18 protein-coding genes and 1 other annotated feature are annotated in these 18,048 nt (G+C 59.0%); of the genes, 10 read left to right on the forward strand and 8 right to left on the reverse strand.

Annotated features, from left to right (window positions below; translation table 11 throughout):
• Nucleotides 1-364 precede the first annotated feature (364 nt).
• Complete coding sequence (locus tag DWY95_RS00410) at nucleotides 365-1,690, reverse strand: MATE family efflux transporter (protein ID WP_118551469.1); 1,326 nt, start codon at nucleotides 1,688-1,690, stop codon at nucleotides 365-367.
• 512 nt (nucleotides 1,691-2,202) lie between these two features.
• Here DWY95_RS00410 and DWY95_RS00415 point away from each other — a divergent pair.
• The 4 genes from DWY95_RS00415 (at nucleotide 2,203) to DWY95_RS00430 (ending at nucleotide 5,845) form a co-directional block, all read left to right on the forward strand.
• Entirely contained in the window at nucleotides 2,203-3,309 is a 1,107-nt protein-coding gene (locus tag DWY95_RS00415) for an ABC transporter substrate-binding protein (RefSeq protein ID WP_118551471.1), read from the forward strand.
• Between the two features lie 243 nt (nucleotides 3,310-3,552).
• Nucleotides 3,553-4,479 carry an ABC transporter permease gene (locus DWY95_RS00420; RefSeq protein WP_118551473.1) on the forward strand — a complete coding sequence of 309 codons (927 nt, stop codon included), beginning with the start codon at nucleotides 3,553-3,555 and terminating at the stop codon, nucleotides 4,477-4,479.
• Nucleotides 4,480-4,486: 7 nt separating this feature from the next.
• Entirely contained in the window at nucleotides 4,487-5,305 is an 819-nt protein-coding gene (locus DWY95_RS00425; protein ID WP_304999666.1) for an ATP-binding cassette domain-containing protein, read from the forward strand.
• 78 nt (nucleotides 5,306-5,383) lie between these two features.
• Nucleotides 5,384-5,845: a GNAT family N-acetyltransferase gene (locus tag DWY95_RS00430; RefSeq protein WP_118551477.1), complete on the forward strand. Its 462-nt coding sequence runs from the start codon at nucleotides 5,384-5,386 to the stop codon at nucleotides 5,843-5,845.
• A gap of 81 nt (nucleotides 5,846-5,926) precedes the next feature.
• Here the strand turns inward: DWY95_RS00430 and DWY95_RS00435 are convergent, their stop codons facing one another.
• From DWY95_RS00435 to DWY95_RS00465, 7 genes are all read right to left on the reverse strand, one after another.
• A complete protein-coding gene (locus tag DWY95_RS00435) occupies nucleotides 5,927-6,160 on the reverse strand; it encodes a methylenetetrahydrofolate dehydrogenase (protein WP_097792803.1) in 234 nt (77 codons plus the stop codon).
• Nucleotides 6,161-6,543: 383 nt separating this feature from the next.
• Complete coding sequence (locus DWY95_RS00440; protein WP_118551479.1) at nucleotides 6,544-7,359, reverse strand: TatD family hydrolase; 816 nt, start codon at nucleotides 7,357-7,359, stop codon at nucleotides 6,544-6,546.
• Nucleotides 7,356-8,315, reverse strand: coding sequence for a DMT family transporter (locus tag DWY95_RS00445; RefSeq protein WP_118551481.1), 960 nt, complete (start codon nucleotides 8,313-8,315; stop codon nucleotides 7,356-7,358). Before DWY95_RS00445 ends, DWY95_RS00440 begins: the two co-directional genes overlap by 4 nt.
• Before the next feature lie 12 nt (nucleotides 8,316-8,327).
• Nucleotides 8,328-10,331, reverse strand: coding sequence for a methionine--tRNA ligase (gene metG / locus DWY95_RS00450; RefSeq protein ID WP_118551483.1), 2,004 nt, complete (start codon nucleotides 10,329-10,331; stop codon nucleotides 8,328-8,330).
• Nucleotides 10,332-10,398: 67 nt separating this feature from the next.
• Nucleotides 10,399-10,638 (reverse strand) — a binding site (T-box leader).
• 77 nt (nucleotides 10,639-10,715) lie between these two features.
• The gene (locus DWY95_RS00455) at nucleotides 10,716-11,678 is read right to left on the reverse strand and encodes a transglutaminase domain-containing protein (RefSeq protein WP_118551485.1); all 963 of its coding nucleotides are present in this window, start codon (nucleotides 11,676-11,678) and stop codon (nucleotides 10,716-10,718) included.
• 62 nt (nucleotides 11,679-11,740) lie between these two features.
• A complete protein-coding gene (locus DWY95_RS00460; RefSeq protein WP_097792799.1) occupies nucleotides 11,741-12,043 on the reverse strand; it encodes a Dabb family protein in 303 nt (100 codons plus the stop codon).
• A gap of 91 nt (nucleotides 12,044-12,134) precedes the next feature.
• On the reverse strand, nucleotides 12,135-12,452 hold the full coding sequence (locus tag DWY95_RS00465; protein WP_118551487.1) for a hypothetical protein: 318 nt from the start codon (nucleotides 12,450-12,452) through the stop codon (nucleotides 12,135-12,137).
• Between the two features lie 865 nt (nucleotides 12,453-13,317).
• On the opposite strand from DWY95_RS00465, the gene DWY95_RS17495 reads away from it, so the two are divergent.
• The 6 genes from DWY95_RS17495 (at nucleotide 13,318) to atpG (ending at nucleotide 18,041) form a co-directional block, all read left to right on the forward strand.
• Nucleotides 13,318-13,446, forward strand: coding sequence for a hypothetical protein (locus DWY95_RS17495; protein ID WP_263287158.1), 129 nt, complete (start codon nucleotides 13,318-13,320; stop codon nucleotides 13,444-13,446).
• Between the two features lie 464 nt (nucleotides 13,447-13,910).
• The gene (locus DWY95_RS00475; RefSeq protein WP_187116947.1) at nucleotides 13,911-14,594 is read left to right on the forward strand and encodes a F0F1 ATP synthase subunit A; all 684 of its coding nucleotides are present in this window, start codon (nucleotides 13,911-13,913) and stop codon (nucleotides 14,592-14,594) included.
• A gap of 98 nt (nucleotides 14,595-14,692) precedes the next feature.
• Entirely contained in the window at nucleotides 14,693-14,917 is a 225-nt protein-coding gene (gene atpE / locus DWY95_RS00480; protein WP_015563599.1) for an ATP synthase F0 subunit C, read from the forward strand.
• 17 nt (nucleotides 14,918-14,934) lie between these two features.
• On the forward strand, nucleotides 14,935-15,426 hold the full coding sequence (locus DWY95_RS00485) for an ATP synthase F0 subunit B (RefSeq protein ID WP_118551489.1): 492 nt from the start codon (nucleotides 14,935-14,937) through the stop codon (nucleotides 15,424-15,426).
• The gene (gene atpA / locus DWY95_RS00490; RefSeq protein WP_118551491.1) at nucleotides 15,416-17,170 is read left to right on the forward strand and encodes a F0F1 ATP synthase subunit alpha; all 1,755 of its coding nucleotides are present in this window, start codon (nucleotides 15,416-15,418) and stop codon (nucleotides 17,168-17,170) included. Before DWY95_RS00485 ends, atpA begins: the two co-directional genes overlap by 11 nt.
• Entirely contained in the window at nucleotides 17,157-18,041 is an 885-nt protein-coding gene (gene atpG, locus DWY95_RS00495; protein WP_118551493.1) for an ATP synthase F1 subunit gamma, read from the forward strand. The genes atpA and atpG overlap by 14 nt, the downstream gene beginning before the upstream one ends.
• The last annotated feature ends 7 nt before the right edge of the window (nucleotides 18,042-18,048 follow it).

Genomic DNA, 18,048 nt, shown 5'->3' on the forward strand with positions numbered 1-18,048 from the left:
AGACGCTGGCTGCAAAATGGTCAGCTCCTCCTCGGCTCAGGTGTCAAAAAGAATGACCGCTTGCTTTGGTAGGGCAGAGGCGGTCATTTCTTTTTGCTGTTGGAAATCGTCCATGTAATCTGAAACGTCACAAAAACTGCACCGCCAATCACGGCGAGCAGCTGAAGCACTTCACTCAGCGTCATAGAACATCCCCCCTTCCGCATTGGCGTCAGGGGAAGCAAAGAAGAACGCGTTCCCCCCAACGCTTCGCCGGGGAGAGGAGCGTGACCACCTGCATTTGCAGACAGCGCCTATCAGCCAGATGGCTGCAAAAACAGTATATCATAAATGAAAGCACAGTACAAGCACTGTGCTTTTTGTTTTAGCTCTGTTGTTTTGCGCCGATCCTTGCCAGCAGCGCGGCCAGCGCAAGGCCGGCGGGGGCGCTGATCCAGGTGGACAGCCAGAAGCCCGAAAAGCCGATGCGGGGCACCAGCAGAACGCAGGCGGCCAGATTCAGCCCGATCTGCCCCAGGTTCGAGGCCAGATACAGCCCCATCTTCTGGGCACCGCGCAGCCGGGCCTCGCACAGATGCTTCTGCGCGGTGAACACATACGAGATGCCCTCAAAGGCCAGCATGGTGGAGCCGTAGGCGGCGGCAGAAGCGTCGGTGGTGAAGAGCCGAAGCAGCGGGCCGTTCAGCCCGATGCAGAGCGCTGCCACCAGCAGCGAGTAGAAAAACAGGATGCGCCGCCCCTCCCGCAGGCCGGTATGCACCCGGCCCGGCTGCTGGGCAGTGGTGTTCTGGGCGATGAAAAAGACGATGGACTGCACGAAACCGTACACCGGCATCATCAGCAGGCTGGAGAGCTTGCCCGCGCAGGAAAAACCCGCGATGGCCGCGACGCCCAGCCCGCCCAGAAGCCCCTGTTTGACCGTCGTGATGATGGTGCCGCTGGCCTGCTGCAGGGAGTTGGGGGCGGAAAGGCGGAAGATGTCCTTCGCGTAGCTTGCCTTGAGCATTTCCCGGCGGAAGGGCAGGCTCAGTTCGGTCTTGCGCAGGTGGGCCAGCATGTACCCCGCTCCGGCGATCTGTGCGGCAGCGGTAGCACCGGCCGCACCGGCGACCCCGAAGGGGCCGACGAGCGCTAGGTCCAGCACGATGTTCATCACGCTGGTGGCGACCACGGCCCGGAGCGGTGTTTTCGAGTCTCCGCAGCCCATGATGCACTCTTTGGTCAGGTCATAGAGCATCAGAAAGGGCAGGCCGACCAGATACACCCGCCCATAGAGCACCGCCTCGGCCAGGATCTGCTCCGGCGTCCGGATGAGCCGGAGCAGGGCGGGCAGGGTGAAAAAGCCCAGTGTGGTCAGGCCCAGCGCCAGCACAAGATCGACGAACAGCAGGTTGTAGAGCAGCTCGGCCATCTCCTGCCGGGTGGCCGTGGGCCGACCTGCTGCTACCAGCAGGCCGCCGCCAAGCTCCATGCCGCCGGAGATGAACAGAAAGAGCATCAGGATGGTGGAAGCATTGGAGACCGCTGCCAGCGCGTCGGCATCCAGCCGCAGGCCGATGATCATGGTATCGGCCACCGAATAGAACTGGGTGGCCACCATGCTCAGGATGATGGGCAGGGCGTACCGCAGCAGCGCCGGACGCACCGGCCCATGCAGCAGGGTGTTTTCGGTCGGATTCGTGAAGAACACCTTCTTTCGGAAAACTATAATGCACACAGTGTACGTTGTTTCACAAAAGAAGTCAAGGAAACGAAAACCGGATTCATCTGAACCATTGCATAGATGAAAAATTCCCTCTTGACTTTACACGAATAAAGTGTATAATGCAATCAAACCGATGAGGCGGAAGAGAACCTGCACAGCGCATCTGCTAGAGAGCCCGGAGGATGGAAACGGGCGAGAGCGGGGCAGGACTTCGTGGGCCGCCGAGGGCCGGGCAAACGAGAGCCAGTGCTTTCCAGTAGCTTGGGACGGAAGCCTCCGTTACAGGGCAGGGGAGTGTTGGCTCTCCGTGAGGGGCTCTGCAGCCAGCAGCTGGCTTGGGCAGAGCAAACAAGGTGGCACCGCAGAATCGTATTTTCGATCCTGTCCTTGTGGATGAACACACAGGGACGGGATCTTTTGTTATCATGAAAAGGCCCGTTCCGCAAGTGGAGCGGGTCTTTTTTACTGCCGCCCGCTCCAGGGAAGGAGCAACCGCTATGAAAACCATGAACATGATCTCCCGCCGCAATTTCCTCAAGGCCGCTCTGGGCGCTGCCGCTGTCTCTGCATTCAGCCTGACCGGCTGCGGCGGCTCGGCCTCGTCCGCTGCCTCCGGCACCGCATCCAGTGCGGTCGCCTCGTCGGCAGCTGCTTCGGCAGAAGCGGGCCAGACCTTCAAGGTGGGCATCGTCAACTATGTGGACCATGCCTCTCTGAACCAGATCGTCGCCTCCGTTGAGAGCCGTCTGGATGAGGTGGGCAGGGAAAAGGGCGTGACCTTTGATTATGCCGACTACTACGCCAACGCGCAGGCCGACCAGACCAACCTGAACCAGATCGGTGCCGACCTTGTGGCCGATGACGTGGACGTCATCGTGGCCGTGGCTACCCCCACCGCCGCCACCATGCTGGCTTCGGTCGAGGATACCGACATCCCTGTTGTCTACTCTGCGGTCACCGACCCGGTCTCTGCCGGTTTTGACGGCGAGGAGAACATCACCGGCACTTCCGATGCCCTGAACACCGACGCCATCATGAACCTTATCCTGGCCGTCAACCCGGATATTGACACCATCGGCCTACTGTACGACCTGAGCCAGGATGCTTCCACTCAGGCCATCGCGGATGCCAAGGCATTCTGCGACAGCAAGGGCATCCAGTACATTGAAAAGAACGGCACCACCACCGCCGAAGTTCAGATGGCGGCCGAAGCCCTCGTTGCAGCCGGGGTCAAGGCCGTGTTCACCCCGACCGACAACACCGTGATGACCGCGGAGCTGTCCATCTACGAGACCTTTACCGATGCCGGGATCATGCACTTCACTGGTGCCGACAGCTTCGCGCTGAACGGTGCATTCGTGGGCTACGGCGTCGATTACGTCCAGCTGGGCGAGGCCACCGCCGATATGGTGGTGGAGCTGCTCTGCGAGGGTAAGACCACCGCCGACCTGCCTTACCAGACCTTCGACAACGGCATTGTGACCATCAATACAGAGACGGCCGCAGCATTGGGCATGGATGATAAGACTTTGGACATGATCAAGGAAGCCTTCAAGCCCTACTGCACCGAGATCGTGCAAGTGACCACGCAGGAGAACTTCTGAAATGATAAATCGGTAACAGCCGGACACAAAGGGTAGGTTATCCGTTTGTGCAACCTCTCCGGCATTGCTTTGCAATGCCACCTCTCCTTGTAGGAGAGGCTCTGGCGAAGAGAGAACGTTTTTCGCTTTGCCAAGGGCTCCCCTACCAGGGGAGCTGTCGAACGAAGTGAGACGGAGAGGTTGTAGGAAGGAGAGCCTGCCCTTTGGGAGGATAAATACATTCTAACTAAAGGAGTACACACCATGCTGGCGAGTATCTTTTCGCTCAACGTGATCCAGACCGCGCTGGAATTGGGCTGCATCTACGCCCTCGTTGCGCTGGCTCTGTTCTTGAGCTATTCCATCCTGAACATTGCGGACCTGTCCACCGACGGCTGCTTCACGCTGGGCTGCGCTGTGGCCTGCCAGGTCGCATTGACCGGCCACCCCTTTCTGGCCCTGCTGGCGGCGATGGCGGCCGGTGTGTGCTCCGGTTTCATCACAGCCTTTTTGCAGACCCGCCTCGGCGTCGAGAGCATCATGGCGGGCATCATCGTGAACACCGGCCTTTATACCATCAATCTGGCGGTCATGGGCTTTTCGTCCACGCTGTCGCTGGTCAAGACGGACACGGTCTTCTCGCTGGCCAAAACAGCGCTGGCCTTTACGGGCGGCTGGTATAAGCTGGTGCTGGCCGTGGTGGTCATCGCGCTGGCCGGTGCCGGGATGGTGGGCTTTTTGGGCACCCGGCTGGGTCTGTCCATCCGGGCGACCGGCGACAACGCCGCTATGGTGCGGGCGTCCAGCATCAACCCGGCCTTTACCATCACGGTGGGCCTGTGCATCTCCGGTGCGCTGACGGCCCTGTCCGGCGGTCTGCTGGCCCAGTACCAGAAGAGCTGCGATATCAACGTGGGCACCGGCATGGTGACCATCGCACTGGCTTCTCTCATCATCGGCGAGACGCTGGTGGGCAAGCGCACCATGGTGCGCCGGGTGCTGGGCGTCGTGTTCGGCAGCTGCCTGTATCGCTTCATTGTGGCGGTGGCCCTGCGCTTCAATGTCCCGGCGGCCGCCATGAAGCTGGTGTCGGCCCTCATCGTGGCCATTGCCATCTCGATGCCGGCCATCCAGAACCGTCTGGCTTTTGAAAAGCGGAAGCATGCAGCCCAGAAGAAGGAGGCGGTCTGAGATGGAAATGCTGGAACTGAACGACCTGCACAAGACCTTCAACCCCGGCACGGTCAATGAAAAGGTGGCCCTGAACGGCGTCAGCCTCCGGATGGAAGCAGGCGACTTCGCCACCATCGTCGGCTCGAACGGTGCAGGCAAATCCACCCTGTTCAACGCCATTACGGGCGGCTTCATCGCCGACGAGGGCAGCATCACGCTGGGCGGGCAGGACATCACCTTCACCCCGGAATTTGAGCGCAGCCGGGTCATCGGACACCTCTTCCAGGACCCGCTCAAGGGCACCGCCCCGAACATGACCATCGAAGAGAATCTGGCGCTGGCCTACCTCCGCGCTGGCACGGCCCCCCACGCCATCTTCTCCCGCATCTCCCGGAAGGATAAGGCCCTGTTCCGCGAAAAGCTGGCTCTGCTGGATATGGGGCTGGAAGATCGGATGAAGCAGCCGGTGGGCCTGCTCTCCGGCGGACAGCGTCAGGCGCTGACGCTGCTGATGGCGACCCTTGTTACCCCGAAGCTGCTCCTGCTCGACGAGCACACCGCCGCGCTGGACCCCGCCACCGCCGAAAAGGTGCTGGAACTGACCCAGAGCATTGTAGCGGAAAAGAAGATCACCTGCCTGATGGTCACCCACAACATGCACCAGGCACTGGAGCTGGGCAACCGCACCCTGATGATGGATGCGGGCCGCGTCGTCTTCGACGTCAAGGGCGAGGAGCGCAGCCGGATGACTGTGGACGACCTGCTCGAAAAGTTCCGTGAAAACGCGGGCAAGGCCCTCGACAACGACCGCATCCTGCTCAGCAAGGTGGAAGCAGACAACTGAAAAGAAACTCAAAATGCCTTGTCTGGACCCGAAACCGTGTCAGACAGGGTATTTTTGATACAACAAGGAGAAAACGAGATGAAAATAACGATCCGTACCCCGCAAATGCAGGATTATGACCGATTTTCTGCGATTATGGATCAGGTGCAGCAGATGCATGTCGAGTGGCGGCCGGATGTCTACAAACCGGCGAGTCCGTTGATTACAAAAGGGGTGTTTGCTGAGCTCCTGAAAGGGGACAGCTGGTATATTGCTGAGACGGACGGCATCGTTGTTGGTGTTCTGGAAGTCTTCAAGCGCCATGTGGAAGGCCCGGCGCAGGTAACAAAGGATGTTTTGTTTGTCAGTACCATGGCGGTGGAGGAAGCGTACAGGGGCAAAGGCATCGGCCACCAGTTCTTTGAAAAAGTGAAGCAGCTCAAGGCGGAAAAGGGATGTGACACCATCGAGCTGCAGGTGAACGCCAGAAATAAAAAGGCGTATGAGATGTACCGGAACTACGGCTTTACGGAAAAGTCCATCAATATGGAACTGAAATAAGCAACAAAAAGAGCAGAGCGTTCCAGCCAGCTGGCTGGAACGCTCTGCTCTTTTTAATGCAATATACTGAAAACTCAGAACTTACTTCACATACTCAACGGTGTACTCGAAGCCATACTCTTCCTGCAGCTTCTTGACGGCAGGCTCGCAGTCCTCGATGAAGCTGGGTGCATAGACGGAAGCACCGTTGTGGTCCTTCTTGTAGTCCTCGACGATCTGCTGCAGCTTTGCCCAGCCCTCGTTGGCCTTGGCCTGATCGACGGTGTCGGGGAAGTTGATGATGAATTCGCGGTGCTGCGGAATACGAGCTTTCATAAGTGATATCTCCTTATAACAGTTTGGATTTTCAAAGTTGATCTATACAGAAGCTGATGTAAACTTCAGCTTTTGCAGGTGAAATGATGGGAGTGCAACCTCTCAGGCGCTTCGCGCCAGCTCCCCTAAATGGGGGAGCCACTGGCGAGTCGGTAGCGGTCGTACTGGACGAGCGAAGTTTTTCGCTTCCGGGAACGACCAGGCTCCGCTGTCGAGATTCATAACAGTAATACAAATGCCGCTGCCAATGAGGACAGGGCCCGGTGCTTTGCGCCCAATTGGGCCCAAGCGAACAGCAGAACTTACCCGGCCTGCCAATGGCTCCCCTACCAGGGGAGCTGGCATCGCGAAGCGATGACTGAGAGGTTATACGGCGTTAAACTTTACAACTGGTAGACCCGCCTTGCATTCTCAGCGGTCTGCCGGAACACTTCCTCAGTGGAAACGCCCTTGACCTGTGCGATGTATTCGCCCACATAGCGGATGAGCGAGCTGTCGCAGCGGGTGCCGCGCACAGGCTCCGGGGCCATGTAGGGGCAGTCCGTTTCCAGAACGAGCTGTTCCAGCGGCAGGGCCGCGATGGCTTTGGCGGCCCGTTTGGCCCCCTTGAAGGTGCAGGCCCCGCCGAAGCCGAAATAGAGCCCCTGCTTTGCCAGCCAGAGCGCATCGTCGGCACTGCCGGAATAGCAGTGCACGATGCCCTTGGGCTGGTAGCGTTTCAGCAGGGCGTAGACGTCGGCGTGGGCGTTGCGGTCGTGCACGATGATGGGCTTGTCCAGCTCCAGCGCCAGCCGGATCTCGGCCTCAAACAGGGCCAGCTGGGCGTCCTTTGGCACCGGCCAGTGATAGTCCAGCCCGCATTCGCCCACGGCCACCACCTTCGGGTCGTCGTAGTAAGGGGCCAGCACCCGCATCTCTGCGGCCCAGTCGCCGCCGTAGACCGACACCGTGGGGGCCGGGCCGTCCGCGCCGCAGTCCTCCGGGGCCAGCAGGCTTTCCGGATGGATGCCGATGGCGGCCACGACCCACGGATACCGGTGGGCCAGCTCCAGCACACGGGGGGCATCCCCGGAGTGGGTGGCCTGCTCGCAGACGCCGACCACGCCCTTTGCGGGCAGGCTGTCCAGCAGGGCGAAGCGGTCGACATCGAAGGCATGGGCGCTGTAATGGGCGTGGGTGTCAAAGATGGGGCCGGTCATAGCTTCTCCTTCTGGGCAGGGGCCTTGTTTACCAGCCAGATGCCCACGCACACGAACAGCAGCGCCGCCAGATACTGCCAGCGGAACAGCGGTTCGCCGTTGAGCACCGCACTGAGCAGCACATTGACCACCGGATTGACGAAACCAAAGATCGCGATGCGGCTGACCGGGTTGTTTTTCATCAGCAGCGCCCACAGGATATAGCCTGCGCCGCAGATGAAGGCAAGATACAGCATGACCAGCACCGCCAGCGCACCTTGTACATGCAGCCGACCGCCCATAACGATGCCCAGCACAAACAGCGCCAGACCGCCCACAAACAGGTTCAGAAAGCAGACGGCAAAGCTATCAGCCTTTTTGGTGACCGACTTGTTCCACGGGCCGGACAGGGTAAAGATGACGGTGGCTGCAATCATGCAGAACACGCCCCAGCCGCTGCCGCTGCCATGGTTGCCGATGGTGCCGATGAGCACACCTGCAAAGCCGATGGCGCAGCCCAGGGTCTTGGCGGGGGTCATGCGGTCCGCATTGCCGTAAATAAAGTGGGCAAAGATGACTCCTAAAAAACTCTGGGTGCTGTTCAGGATGCCGCCAAAGGCACCAGTGAGCATAGCCACGGCGATGTAGTAGAATGCATACTGCGCGGTGGTCTGCCACAGACCCAGCGCACAACACTCTGCCGCCACCTTGCCCCGGGGGAAATGCGGCGCATGTCCCTGCAGCAGGATGCTGCCCAGCAGCACCAGCACACTGCCCAGCATGAACCGCACTCCCGCAAAGCAGAAGATGGAAGCCGTGTTAGCGGGGTCGATGGAGAACAGCCGGTAGCCCAGTTTTATGAACGGAAAGGCTGAGCCCCACAGGATATTGCAGAGAATCGCCAGCAGCACAGCGCACACGGGTGTGCCAAAGATCTTATCCAGCTTTGTGGCGCGGACAGCAGAATTGATAGACATGATCTTCCTTTCTTAGTGGATGCGGCTGCCCACGGGGACATCGTCGCCGTAGAAGGCGATGGAGCAGCCGCCGTCAGCGGTGTCGGCAGCAAAGATCATGCCCTCGCTGACATACTTGCCCTTCATCATCGGGCGGGGGGCCAGATTGGCTACGATGCCGATCTTCTTGCCGATGAGGTCTTCCGGCTTGAACCACTTGGCAATGCCGGACAGGATGCAGCGCTCGCGCTCGCCGTCGAAGACGGTCAGATGGAGCAGCTTCTTGCTCTCCTTCAGGTTCTCGCAGGCACGGACTTCGGCCACGCGCAGCTCCACCTTGCAGAAGTCATCGAATGCGATCTCCGGCTCGTGGGTGAAGTCCACGCCGCTCTCCTCCGCAGCAGCGGGGGCGTTCTTGGCAGCTTCGGCCTCGGCTTTGGCCTTGTTGGCAGCCTCGGCAGCGGCCTTGCGCTTCTCGTCCTCTTCCTTCAGGTGGGCGATCTCCTTGGCCACGTCGATGCGGGGGAAGAGCGCGTCGCCCTTGTGGACGGTGTAGGTCTCCTGTGCGCCGTAGACGGTCTTGCTCAGGTCGAGCGCAGAAGCGTCCAGACCCAGCTGGTCCATCATCTTGGGGGCGGTGGAGGGCAGGTAAGCGTTCAGCAGGATGCCGGTCACGCGCAGTGCCTCGCACAGGTGATAGAGCACGCTCTCCAGGCGCTCCTTGTTGGCCTCGTCCTTGGCCAATGCCCAGGGTGCGGTCTCGTCGATGTACTTGTTGGCGCGCTGGATGACGGCGAAGATCTCCATCAGCGCCTGCGGGATAGTCAGGTTGTCCATGTCGGCGGTGACTTTGGCGGTCAGGCCGTTGATCAGGCCTTCCAGCTCCGCGTCGATGGCCTCGGTGCCCGCCGCATTGCGGACGGTGCCGCCGAAATACTTTTCGCACATGGCGACGGTGCGGCTGAGCAGGTTGCCCAGGTCGTTTGCCAAGTCGCTGTTGATGCGGTTGATGAGGGCCTCGTTGGTGAACATGCCGTCGTTGCCGAACGGGATCTCACGCAGCAGGAAGTAGCGGATGGCGTCCACGCCGTAGCGGTCGCAGAGGATGACGGGGTCCACGACATTGCCCACCGACTTGGACATCTTGCCGCCGTTCATCAGCAGCCAGCCGTGGCCGAAGACGCGCTTGGGCAGCGGCAGATCCAGAGCCATCAGCATGGCGGGCCACAGGATGGTGTGGAAGCGCAGGATCTCCTTGCCGACCATGTGCAGGTCAGCCGGCCAGAACTTGTCGTAATCGTGGTAGGTCTCGTTGCCGTAGCCCAGCGCGGAGATATAGTTGCTCAGTGCATCGACCCAGACGTACATGGTGTGCTTGGGGTCGAAGGGGACCGGGATGCCCCACTTGACGGAGGTGCGGGAGACGCAGGTATCCTGCAGGCCCTGCTTAATGAAGGCAATCATCTCGTTCTTGCGGCTCTCCGGCTGGATGAACTGGGGGTTCTCCTCGTAGAGCTTCAGCAGGCGGTCGGCGTACTTGCTGGTCTTGAAGAAATAGGCTTCCTCGTGGGCATCGTAGACCTCACGGCCGCAGTCGGGGCACTTGCCGTCCACGAGCTGGCTGTCGGTCCAGAAGCTCTCGCAGGGCTTGCAGTAGTGGCCGATGTACTCGCCCTTGTAGATGTCGCCCTGCTCATACAGTTTGGTGAAGATCTTCTGGCAGGACTCCATGTGGTAGTCGTCGGTGGTGCGGATGAAGCGGTCGTAGCTGACATCCAGCAGCTTCCACAGGTCTTTGACGGTGGCGACGATCTTGTCAACGTACTCCTTGGGGGTCACGCCGGCATCGGCGGCCTTATCCTGGATCTTCTGGCCGTGCTCGTCGGTGCCGGTCAGGAACATGACGTCATAGCCCTGCATCCGCTTGAAGCGCGCCAGCGCATCGCAGGCTACGGTGGTGTAGCTGTGGCCGATGTGCAGCTTATCGCTGGGGTAGTAGATGGGGGTGGTGATGTAAAATGTCTTGTGCTCACTCATGGGGATATGCTCTTCCTTTCTATCGTGGCTGTGTCACAAAAAAGCTCCCGCCCTGCCGGATGTGCCGGACAAGGACGGGAGCTGAACTTCCGTGGTACCACCTTGCTTCGCCGCGCTCTTGCGAGCGGGGCCTTGTGGGCTGGTGCCTGACCAGCCCACGCGCAGTAACGGGCGCACCCGTCGCAGGCTCAATCTTCACCTGCGCGGCTCGGAGGCCATCTTCTGCCCAGTGCTGCCTGCCCGCTTCCATCCTTCGGGCTTTCTGTCAGGTGCCTGCTGTGCATACTCTTCTCGTCAAAGCCAGTTTGTGTGTGTCAAAGGGGCAGAATAACCCCTTCTTACCATATAATACGCAAAAACGGTGGGTTTGTCAATGAGAAACGCTCAAATCATCCGCGCGGCGAACAGGCTCTGATCCATGCGCTGGAAGAAAACGTAGTGGTAATGCGTGCCGGTATAGTCGGCGGGGCAGGCGGGAACGGCGGAACGATCCCATGACAGGCCGGTGGATGCGGCATAACTGTTATCCGACAGCAGGAAGAATGCCTCGAAGCCGGAAGAGTCATCGCCCTGCACATCCAGAATGTACCACTGGCCGTCGATCTTTACGGTGTTCCACTGGTGGCTTGGATTGGAAGCCGCCGCGTCCGCATGAACGTAGCAGCATTCCACTCCGATGGAGTCGCAGAGAGCTTTCATGGCGCGGGCATAGCCGGAACACTGCGCCTGCCGGTAGACCAGCGCACCCCACGCCGTGTTGGCACGGTTCTTCGACCAGTCGGGGGCATAGGAGCAGAACTGGATGAGGTAGTCCCGCGCAGCCATGACCTTATCAACGTCGCTCATGGAAGAAAGCGGCAGGCTGGAAGCAAAGCGGCTGACGACACCGGCCACCTGATCAAGTTCAGTCTGGTTCAGCTTGGGGCCGTAGACCGTTCCCGGTGTATAGTTCCCGGCAGGGTAACCGTTGTCCATCTGGGCCTGTACCGTGGCGCTGGCCGCATTCATAAAAGCGATGTCCTCGGTGAGGATGTTGTTGATCTCGGTCAGCGTTCCGGCATCCAGCGTGGCAAGATTCCCCTTTGCGGAGCCGGTGGCGTAGAGGTTATCCAACACAAGGTCAACACCGTCATAGTAGGCGCGGACAGAATCTGAAACATTCTGTGTACCCAGCATGACCAGATAGGACTCGTGCAGGTCGGCGAAGTTGTTGTAAGCGTCGATCAGTGTCCGGTAGCTGGCCAGGACCGTATCGCCGGTGACACCAGCGGCCTGAACCGAAAGCGGACAAAGACAAAGGAGCATTGCAAGGAAAAGGGCTGTAACATTCCGAAGTGCTTTATTCATGATGCCATCCTCATTTCGTGCTATGGCCGCATCTCCGGGAGGATGCAGCTGGTGTAAGCATGTTAGACCTCGTAATCCAGGCAGACGCGGTTTTTATAGTAGGGGCGCACTTTGCTGTTGGCGACGGCGACATGGGCCGGATGGGTGGAGTAGCCCTTGAGCGCCTCGGCGGTCTCGAAGGTGGTGTCCAGCATCAGGTCGGCGTTGGAAGAGGGGAGCGCGTCGATGTTGACGCGGATGTCCACCAGACCGGGGATCTGACCGGCCAGTCCTTCCAGGCCCTCTTTGATGCCTGCCTTGACGGCGGCTTTTTCGGTGTCGGAAAGCTCATCCTTGAGCTGCCACAGAATCACATGTTTGACCATAAGAAAAATCCTCCTGCGTTTTTTCTCCATTGTAGCAGAGAATGGCAGAAGGAGCAAGAAAAATTTTGGAATGGAACCAGGCCGGAACGATTCAATCGGCGCTATGGTTCCAACTCTCATAGGCAACGAGATAAAGAAGATCGCCCCCGATGGCGACACCGAAGAGGATGCGGTAGACCAGCGATGTGACAGGTGTGAAGGCCAGGATCAGAAAGGCGAGAGCATTGAGCATGTAGAATACGCCGTTCTTTTTCTGCCAGAACGCGCGGTACTCAGGGTCGCGGACGTACTGGTTGAAGGGGAGTTTGATGAGTGGGTCCTTGCCCTGAAAATCCCGGATGCCGGAGATGAACCAGATCACGGCCAGCGCAATGTTGAACAGGGTGGAAGACGAGAAGAACGAATCCATACGATATACCTCCATCTTTTTCCACAAGTATAACATAGGGGGGTGAAAAAGCAAGGACGGGATTCAACCCGGAACGGAACATTCTGCCCGGAAAATGTGCGAAGGAACAAATAAAAAACCAGCCGGACGAGGCGGTTGCAAGCCCTCGTCCGGCTGGATACTTACTTCTTCGGAGTCATAAGCCTCTTCTCCTTGGATTTCCTCATTTTCGGAGTAAACGCTTCATAGGGTGACTCTCCTTAGAAACGATCAGAAACTGGGAATCTGGTTCAAGGGGAACTACTCGTTACTCGTGTGCATTGGACTGACCCTTCTCTTAACTGTTGGATTGCGGTAGTGAGATCATGAAGATGAATTTCATATTACCACATTCTTTCGAGTTAGATTTGCCGGGGATTCCATTGCTTAGTACATTGGAGTTGCTCCTTTTTGGTCATTCAAATATTCTCGTCCGCGCAAAAGCTTTCATCATGGGGATCACCTCATGCGGATCTATTTGAATCGCCAGGGGATTTATACTCGACAGACTGTTCTGTTTTCGCGTGATTGATGCTCAAGACCGGCTCGTTGTTGTGTTTTTATACGGGGGAAACATCCCATTTGTGGTGAGCCTCTGTTTTGCCTCTCAGCGAATCCCGACAGTCTGTCCGAACTGTGCGGGTTCCATATCGACCATCGGTCTCGCTCCTTTCTGCTTCAAGTCAGCGGGGTTAGCTCTCGTTTGAGCTTCTGCTGTACTTCTCTGGTTTCTGGCTTTATTATACACGACAAAGGCGGAGTTGTCTATTCGCAGAGTGTACAACAAATGAGGCGTATTTTTGCACCAAAAATCCAAAAAACTGGGATACATCAACTGCACCAAAATGTGGCGCTGAACACGGGCGGCGTGACCAACGCTGCCTTCCCCATGGCGCTGTGCTGGCAGATGTTCTACTGCGGCCCGCTGAGCCGTGCCATCTTCCGCCTGCTGTTCCGCCGGGGCGAAAAGCAGTGAACGGCTATATTAAATCTGTATTACAATTATATAAGATCCGTATCACAGCCGCGTTTGGGGGGGCTGCATCGCAGCCGGTCTGCCTATATAAATTTGATATACCGGATATACAAATAGTGAATAATGTGCCGATTTTGCCCCGTTTTTGACGCGGAAAACGAAGCGAAAGGAAGAGAATCCACTCGGAAATTGTGCAATTGGCATAAGACAAGACCGGAAATTTGCACAAAATACACAACACTTCTTCGGCCGTTGTGAAATGGAGTATAACAAAACGTAGAATGTTAGGCCGGGGGCTACAAAATTCGGCACAATCGTGCTATGATACGTCACGTAAAAAGCGCCGGGCAAGGCGTGAGCGAAGGAGGATGTGGGACGAGGACGTCTCGGCCTCCTGCTTTTTTTCGCGCATTGCAGCACTTTTTTGGAAAAACGATAACAAGGAAAGGAGATAGAGCAAAAGAATGAATGCGTTGACTGCTGCTTTGAAAGAAGAGCTGAACGTGGAGATGGTCTCGGTGTTCGGGCTGCAGATCCCGGAATCCGTGGTCGTCAGCTGGGGCATCATGGTGTTTCTGGTGCTCGGTTCGATCCTGCTGACGCGGAATCTGCGGGTCGATCACATCACCAGGCGCCAGGCCATCCTGGAAACGGTCGTGACTCTTCTCAACGATTTCTTCGTCGGGCTGCTGGGTGAGAACGGCAAACGGTATGTGCCGTATCTGATGAGTGTGGCGCTGTATATCGCGTGCTCCAACCTCATTGGTGTGTTCGGCATCAAGCCTCCCACGAAGGATCTGAACGTCACCGCAGCTCTGGCCCTGATGAGCATCGTGCTCATCGAATACTCCGGCATCCACGCGCGCGGCGGGAAAGGCTTCCTCAAGAGTCTGGCGGCTCCTACGCCGATCATGACGCCCATGAATATCCTGGAGATCGCCATCCGGCCCACCAGCCTGTGTATGCGACTGTTCGGCAATGTGCTGGGCGCGTTCGTCATCATGGAGCTGATCAAGCTCGTGGTGCCGGTGTTCGTCCCCGCAGTGTTCAGCCTGTATTTTGACCTGTTCGATGGTCTGATCCAGACGTATGTGTTTGTGTTCCTGACCTCCCTCTTTATGAAGGAGAGCCTGGGAGACGAAGAGTAACCTCTCAGTCTGCTGCGCAGACAGCTCTCCTGGCATTGCGGAGCAGGGACGGAGAAGTCGTACAAAAGAAAAACGATAAAAAGATAGGAGATTTTATTATGAACGGACTCGTAGCTCTGGGCGCTGGCATCGCAGCGCTGACTGGTATTGGCGGCGGCATCGGCATCGGCATTGCGACCGGTAAGGCAACGGAGGCCATCAGCCGCCAGCCCGAAGCATCCGGCAAGATCCAGACCAACCTGCTGCTGGGCGCTGCTCTGGCAGAAGGTACTGCAATTTTCGGCTTCGTCGTTGCACTGCTGATCATCCTGTTCCTGGGTTGATAACGGAGGCATGACGAATGCTGACACTGAATCTGAACCTTTTGTGGACGGTCGTCAACGTTCTGGTCCTGTTTTTGCTGCTGCGCAAGTTCCTGTACAGGCCTGTCATGAACATCATCGCAGAGCGCCAGAAGCAGGTGGACGACGCCCTTGCTGCTGCCGAGACTTCCAAGAACGAAGCCGCTGCGGCACTGAATGCTGCGCAGGATAAGCTGCGCAATGTGGACGATGAGGCCGCTGCCCGCCGCAAGGCTTACGAGCAGCAGGCGGAGAAGGAAAAGCAGCAGCTGCTGCTGGACGCCCAGAAGCAGGCTGACGCCATCCTTGCCGAGGGCAAGACCGCGGCCGAGGCAGAGCGCCAGCACAAGCTGCGCGAGGCCGACGCCCAGACCACGGCTCTGGCCCGTGCAATGTGCGAAAAGCTGCTGGCACGGCACCTGACCGCACAGGACGACGCCCGTCTGCTGGACGATCTGTTGGAGAAAGCAGGTGCAGGCAATGGCAACTGAATTCAGCCGTGAGTTCTTTGAGGAGAACCGGATCGTCAAGGCCGACCTGCGCGCTGCCCACCAGCTGCGCGAAGAGGACATCGCCCGCATCAAGAACGAGGTAAAGAAGCTCTACGACGCCACCGAGGTCATCCTGAACGTGGCCGTCGATGAGAGCCTGCTCTCCGGCTATGTGTTGCAGGTCGGTGACCGGATGTTCGACAACTCCGGCCGCCACCAGCTGGACCAGATGATGGCCGGCAAGCCCTCTCTGGCTACCCTGAAGACCCGCGTGGAGGATTATAAGCCCGCCCAGACCTCGGAAGAGGGCGGTGTGGTCATCGCCTCCGCCGACGGCATCGTGCAGGTCGAGGGGATGGACCGCGCCGTTTACGGCGAGATCGTCACCTTCGAGAACGGTGCCAAGGGCATGGTCGAGAGCGTGGAACCGGGCCGTCTGGGCATCATGCTGTTTGACGGGGCCGAGTCGGTCGGCGTCGGCACCCTGGTCACCCGCAGCGGCAAGCGCGCGGGCATCCCGGTGGGCGAAAAGTTCCTGGGCCGTGTCATCGACCCGCTGGGCGAGCCCATCGACGGCAAGGGCCCCATCGAGGCAGAGGGTTACAACCCCATCGAGAAGCAGGCCCCCGGCATTCTGGAGCGCCAGAGCGTGGATACCCCGCTTCACACCGGCATCCTCGCCATCGACTCCATGTTCCCCATCGGCCGCGGTCAGCGTGAGCTGATCATCGGCGACCGCCAGACCGGCAAGACCTCCATCGCCACCGATGCCATCCTGAACCAGAAGGACACCGGGGTGCTGTGTATCTATGTCGCCATCGGTCAGAAGGCTTCCTCCATCGCCCGCGTGGCCGAGGATTTGAAGAAGCACGGTGCCATGAGCTACACCACCATCGTAGCTGCAACGGCATCCGACAGCGCTCCTTTGCAGTACATCGCGCCCTATGCGGGCACCGCACTGGCCGAGTATTTCATGGACAAGGGCAAGAGCGTGCTGATCGTCTACGACGACCTGTCCAAGCACGCTGTGGCGTACCGCGCCATCTCGCTGCTGCTGCGCCGTTCTCCGGGCCGTGAGGCATACCCCGGCGACGTCTTCTATCTGCACTCCCGTCTGCTGGAGCGCTCCTGCCGGATGCGCGACGACCTGGGCGGCGGTTCCATCACCGCCCTGCCCATCGTCGAGACCCAGGCGGGCGACGTCTCCGCTTACATCCCCACCAACGTCATTTCCATCACCGATGGTCAGATCTTCCTGGAGAGCGCCCTGTTCAACGCAGGCAACCGCCCGGCCGTCAACGTCGGCCTGTCGGTGTCCCGTGTCGGCGGCGCAGCCCAGACCAAGGCCATGAAGAAGGCCAACTCCAACCTGCGCATCGAGCTGGCCCAGTACAAGGATATGGAGTCTTTCGCACAGTTCAGCTCAGACCTGGACGCAGAGACCCGCCGCCAGCTGGAACACGGCAAGGCCCTGACCGAGATGCTCAAGCAGCCGCTCTATCAGCCCAAGTCCGATGCCGAGCAGGTCGTCATCCTGACGCTGGCCTCCCACGGGATGCTGGACACGCTCCCGCTGGCTGAGCAGCGCGCAAAGGTCAACGCCTTTGTGCGGTCCTTCCACGCCGATGTTTCCGGCGCGATGGATGCCATCGCTTCCACCGGCAAGATCACGCCGGAGCAGGTGGACGCCATCCTGACCGCGTGGAAGACCTATGCGGGAGGGGAGAGCCATGCCGTCCAGTAAGCTGCTCAAGGAGCGGATCGAGAGCATTCAGGATACCATGAAGATCACGAATGCCATGTACCTGATCTCCTCCTCCAAGCTCCGCAAGGCGCGGCAAAACTACCAGAACGTTCTGCCGTATTTCACCCGGATGCGGGACACCATCTCCCGCGTCGTGCCGCATCTGCCGGACGAGCCGGTCCACCCGTTCTTCCATGAGCGGGAGAAGGAAAACCCCATCCGTGCCTATGTCGTGCTGACAGCCGACAAGGGCATGGCGGGTGCCTACAACCAGAACCTGCTCAAGTTCCTGAAAGAGCAGTGCGGCAGCGACCCCAATGCCCGCTTCTACGTCATTGGTCAGACCGGCTACCGCGCCCTGCTCCACAAGGACCCGCGCCTGGTGGAAGAGTTCCACTATGGTGCCACGGCTCCCACGCTGCAACGCGCCCGCGACATCACGGTGGACGCCATCGACGATTTCAAGTCCGGCAAGCTGGATGAGATCTACCTCATCTACACCAAGATCCAGAACGCGCTGACCAGTGAGCCGGTGATGGAGCGTCTGCTTCCGCTGGACCGTGAGCATCTGAAGCCCGCTCCGAGAGGTCTGGGTGACCCCCGCGGCGAGGTGGAGATGTTCCCGGACGCCAAAACGGTGTTCGAGCAGACGGCCCCCATCTACATGCACGGCATGATCTTTGGTGCCATGACCGAGAGCTTCTGCGCGGAGCAGAGCGCCCGCATGACCGCCATGGATTCGGCCACCAAGAGCGCCAATGATATGATCCACGAGCTTCAGCTCGAATACAACCGCACCCGCCAGGGCTCCATCACCCAGGAGATCACCGAGATCATCGGCGGCGCTGCGGCGGTGCAAAGTAACGAATAACCTCTCC

Origin of the sequence: Faecalibacterium sp. AF28-13AC, from assembly GCF_003478405.1 — a bacterium.
GTDB classification, from domain to species: domain Bacteria; phylum Bacillota; class Clostridia; order Oscillospirales; family Ruminococcaceae; genus Faecalibacterium; species Faecalibacterium prausnitzii_E.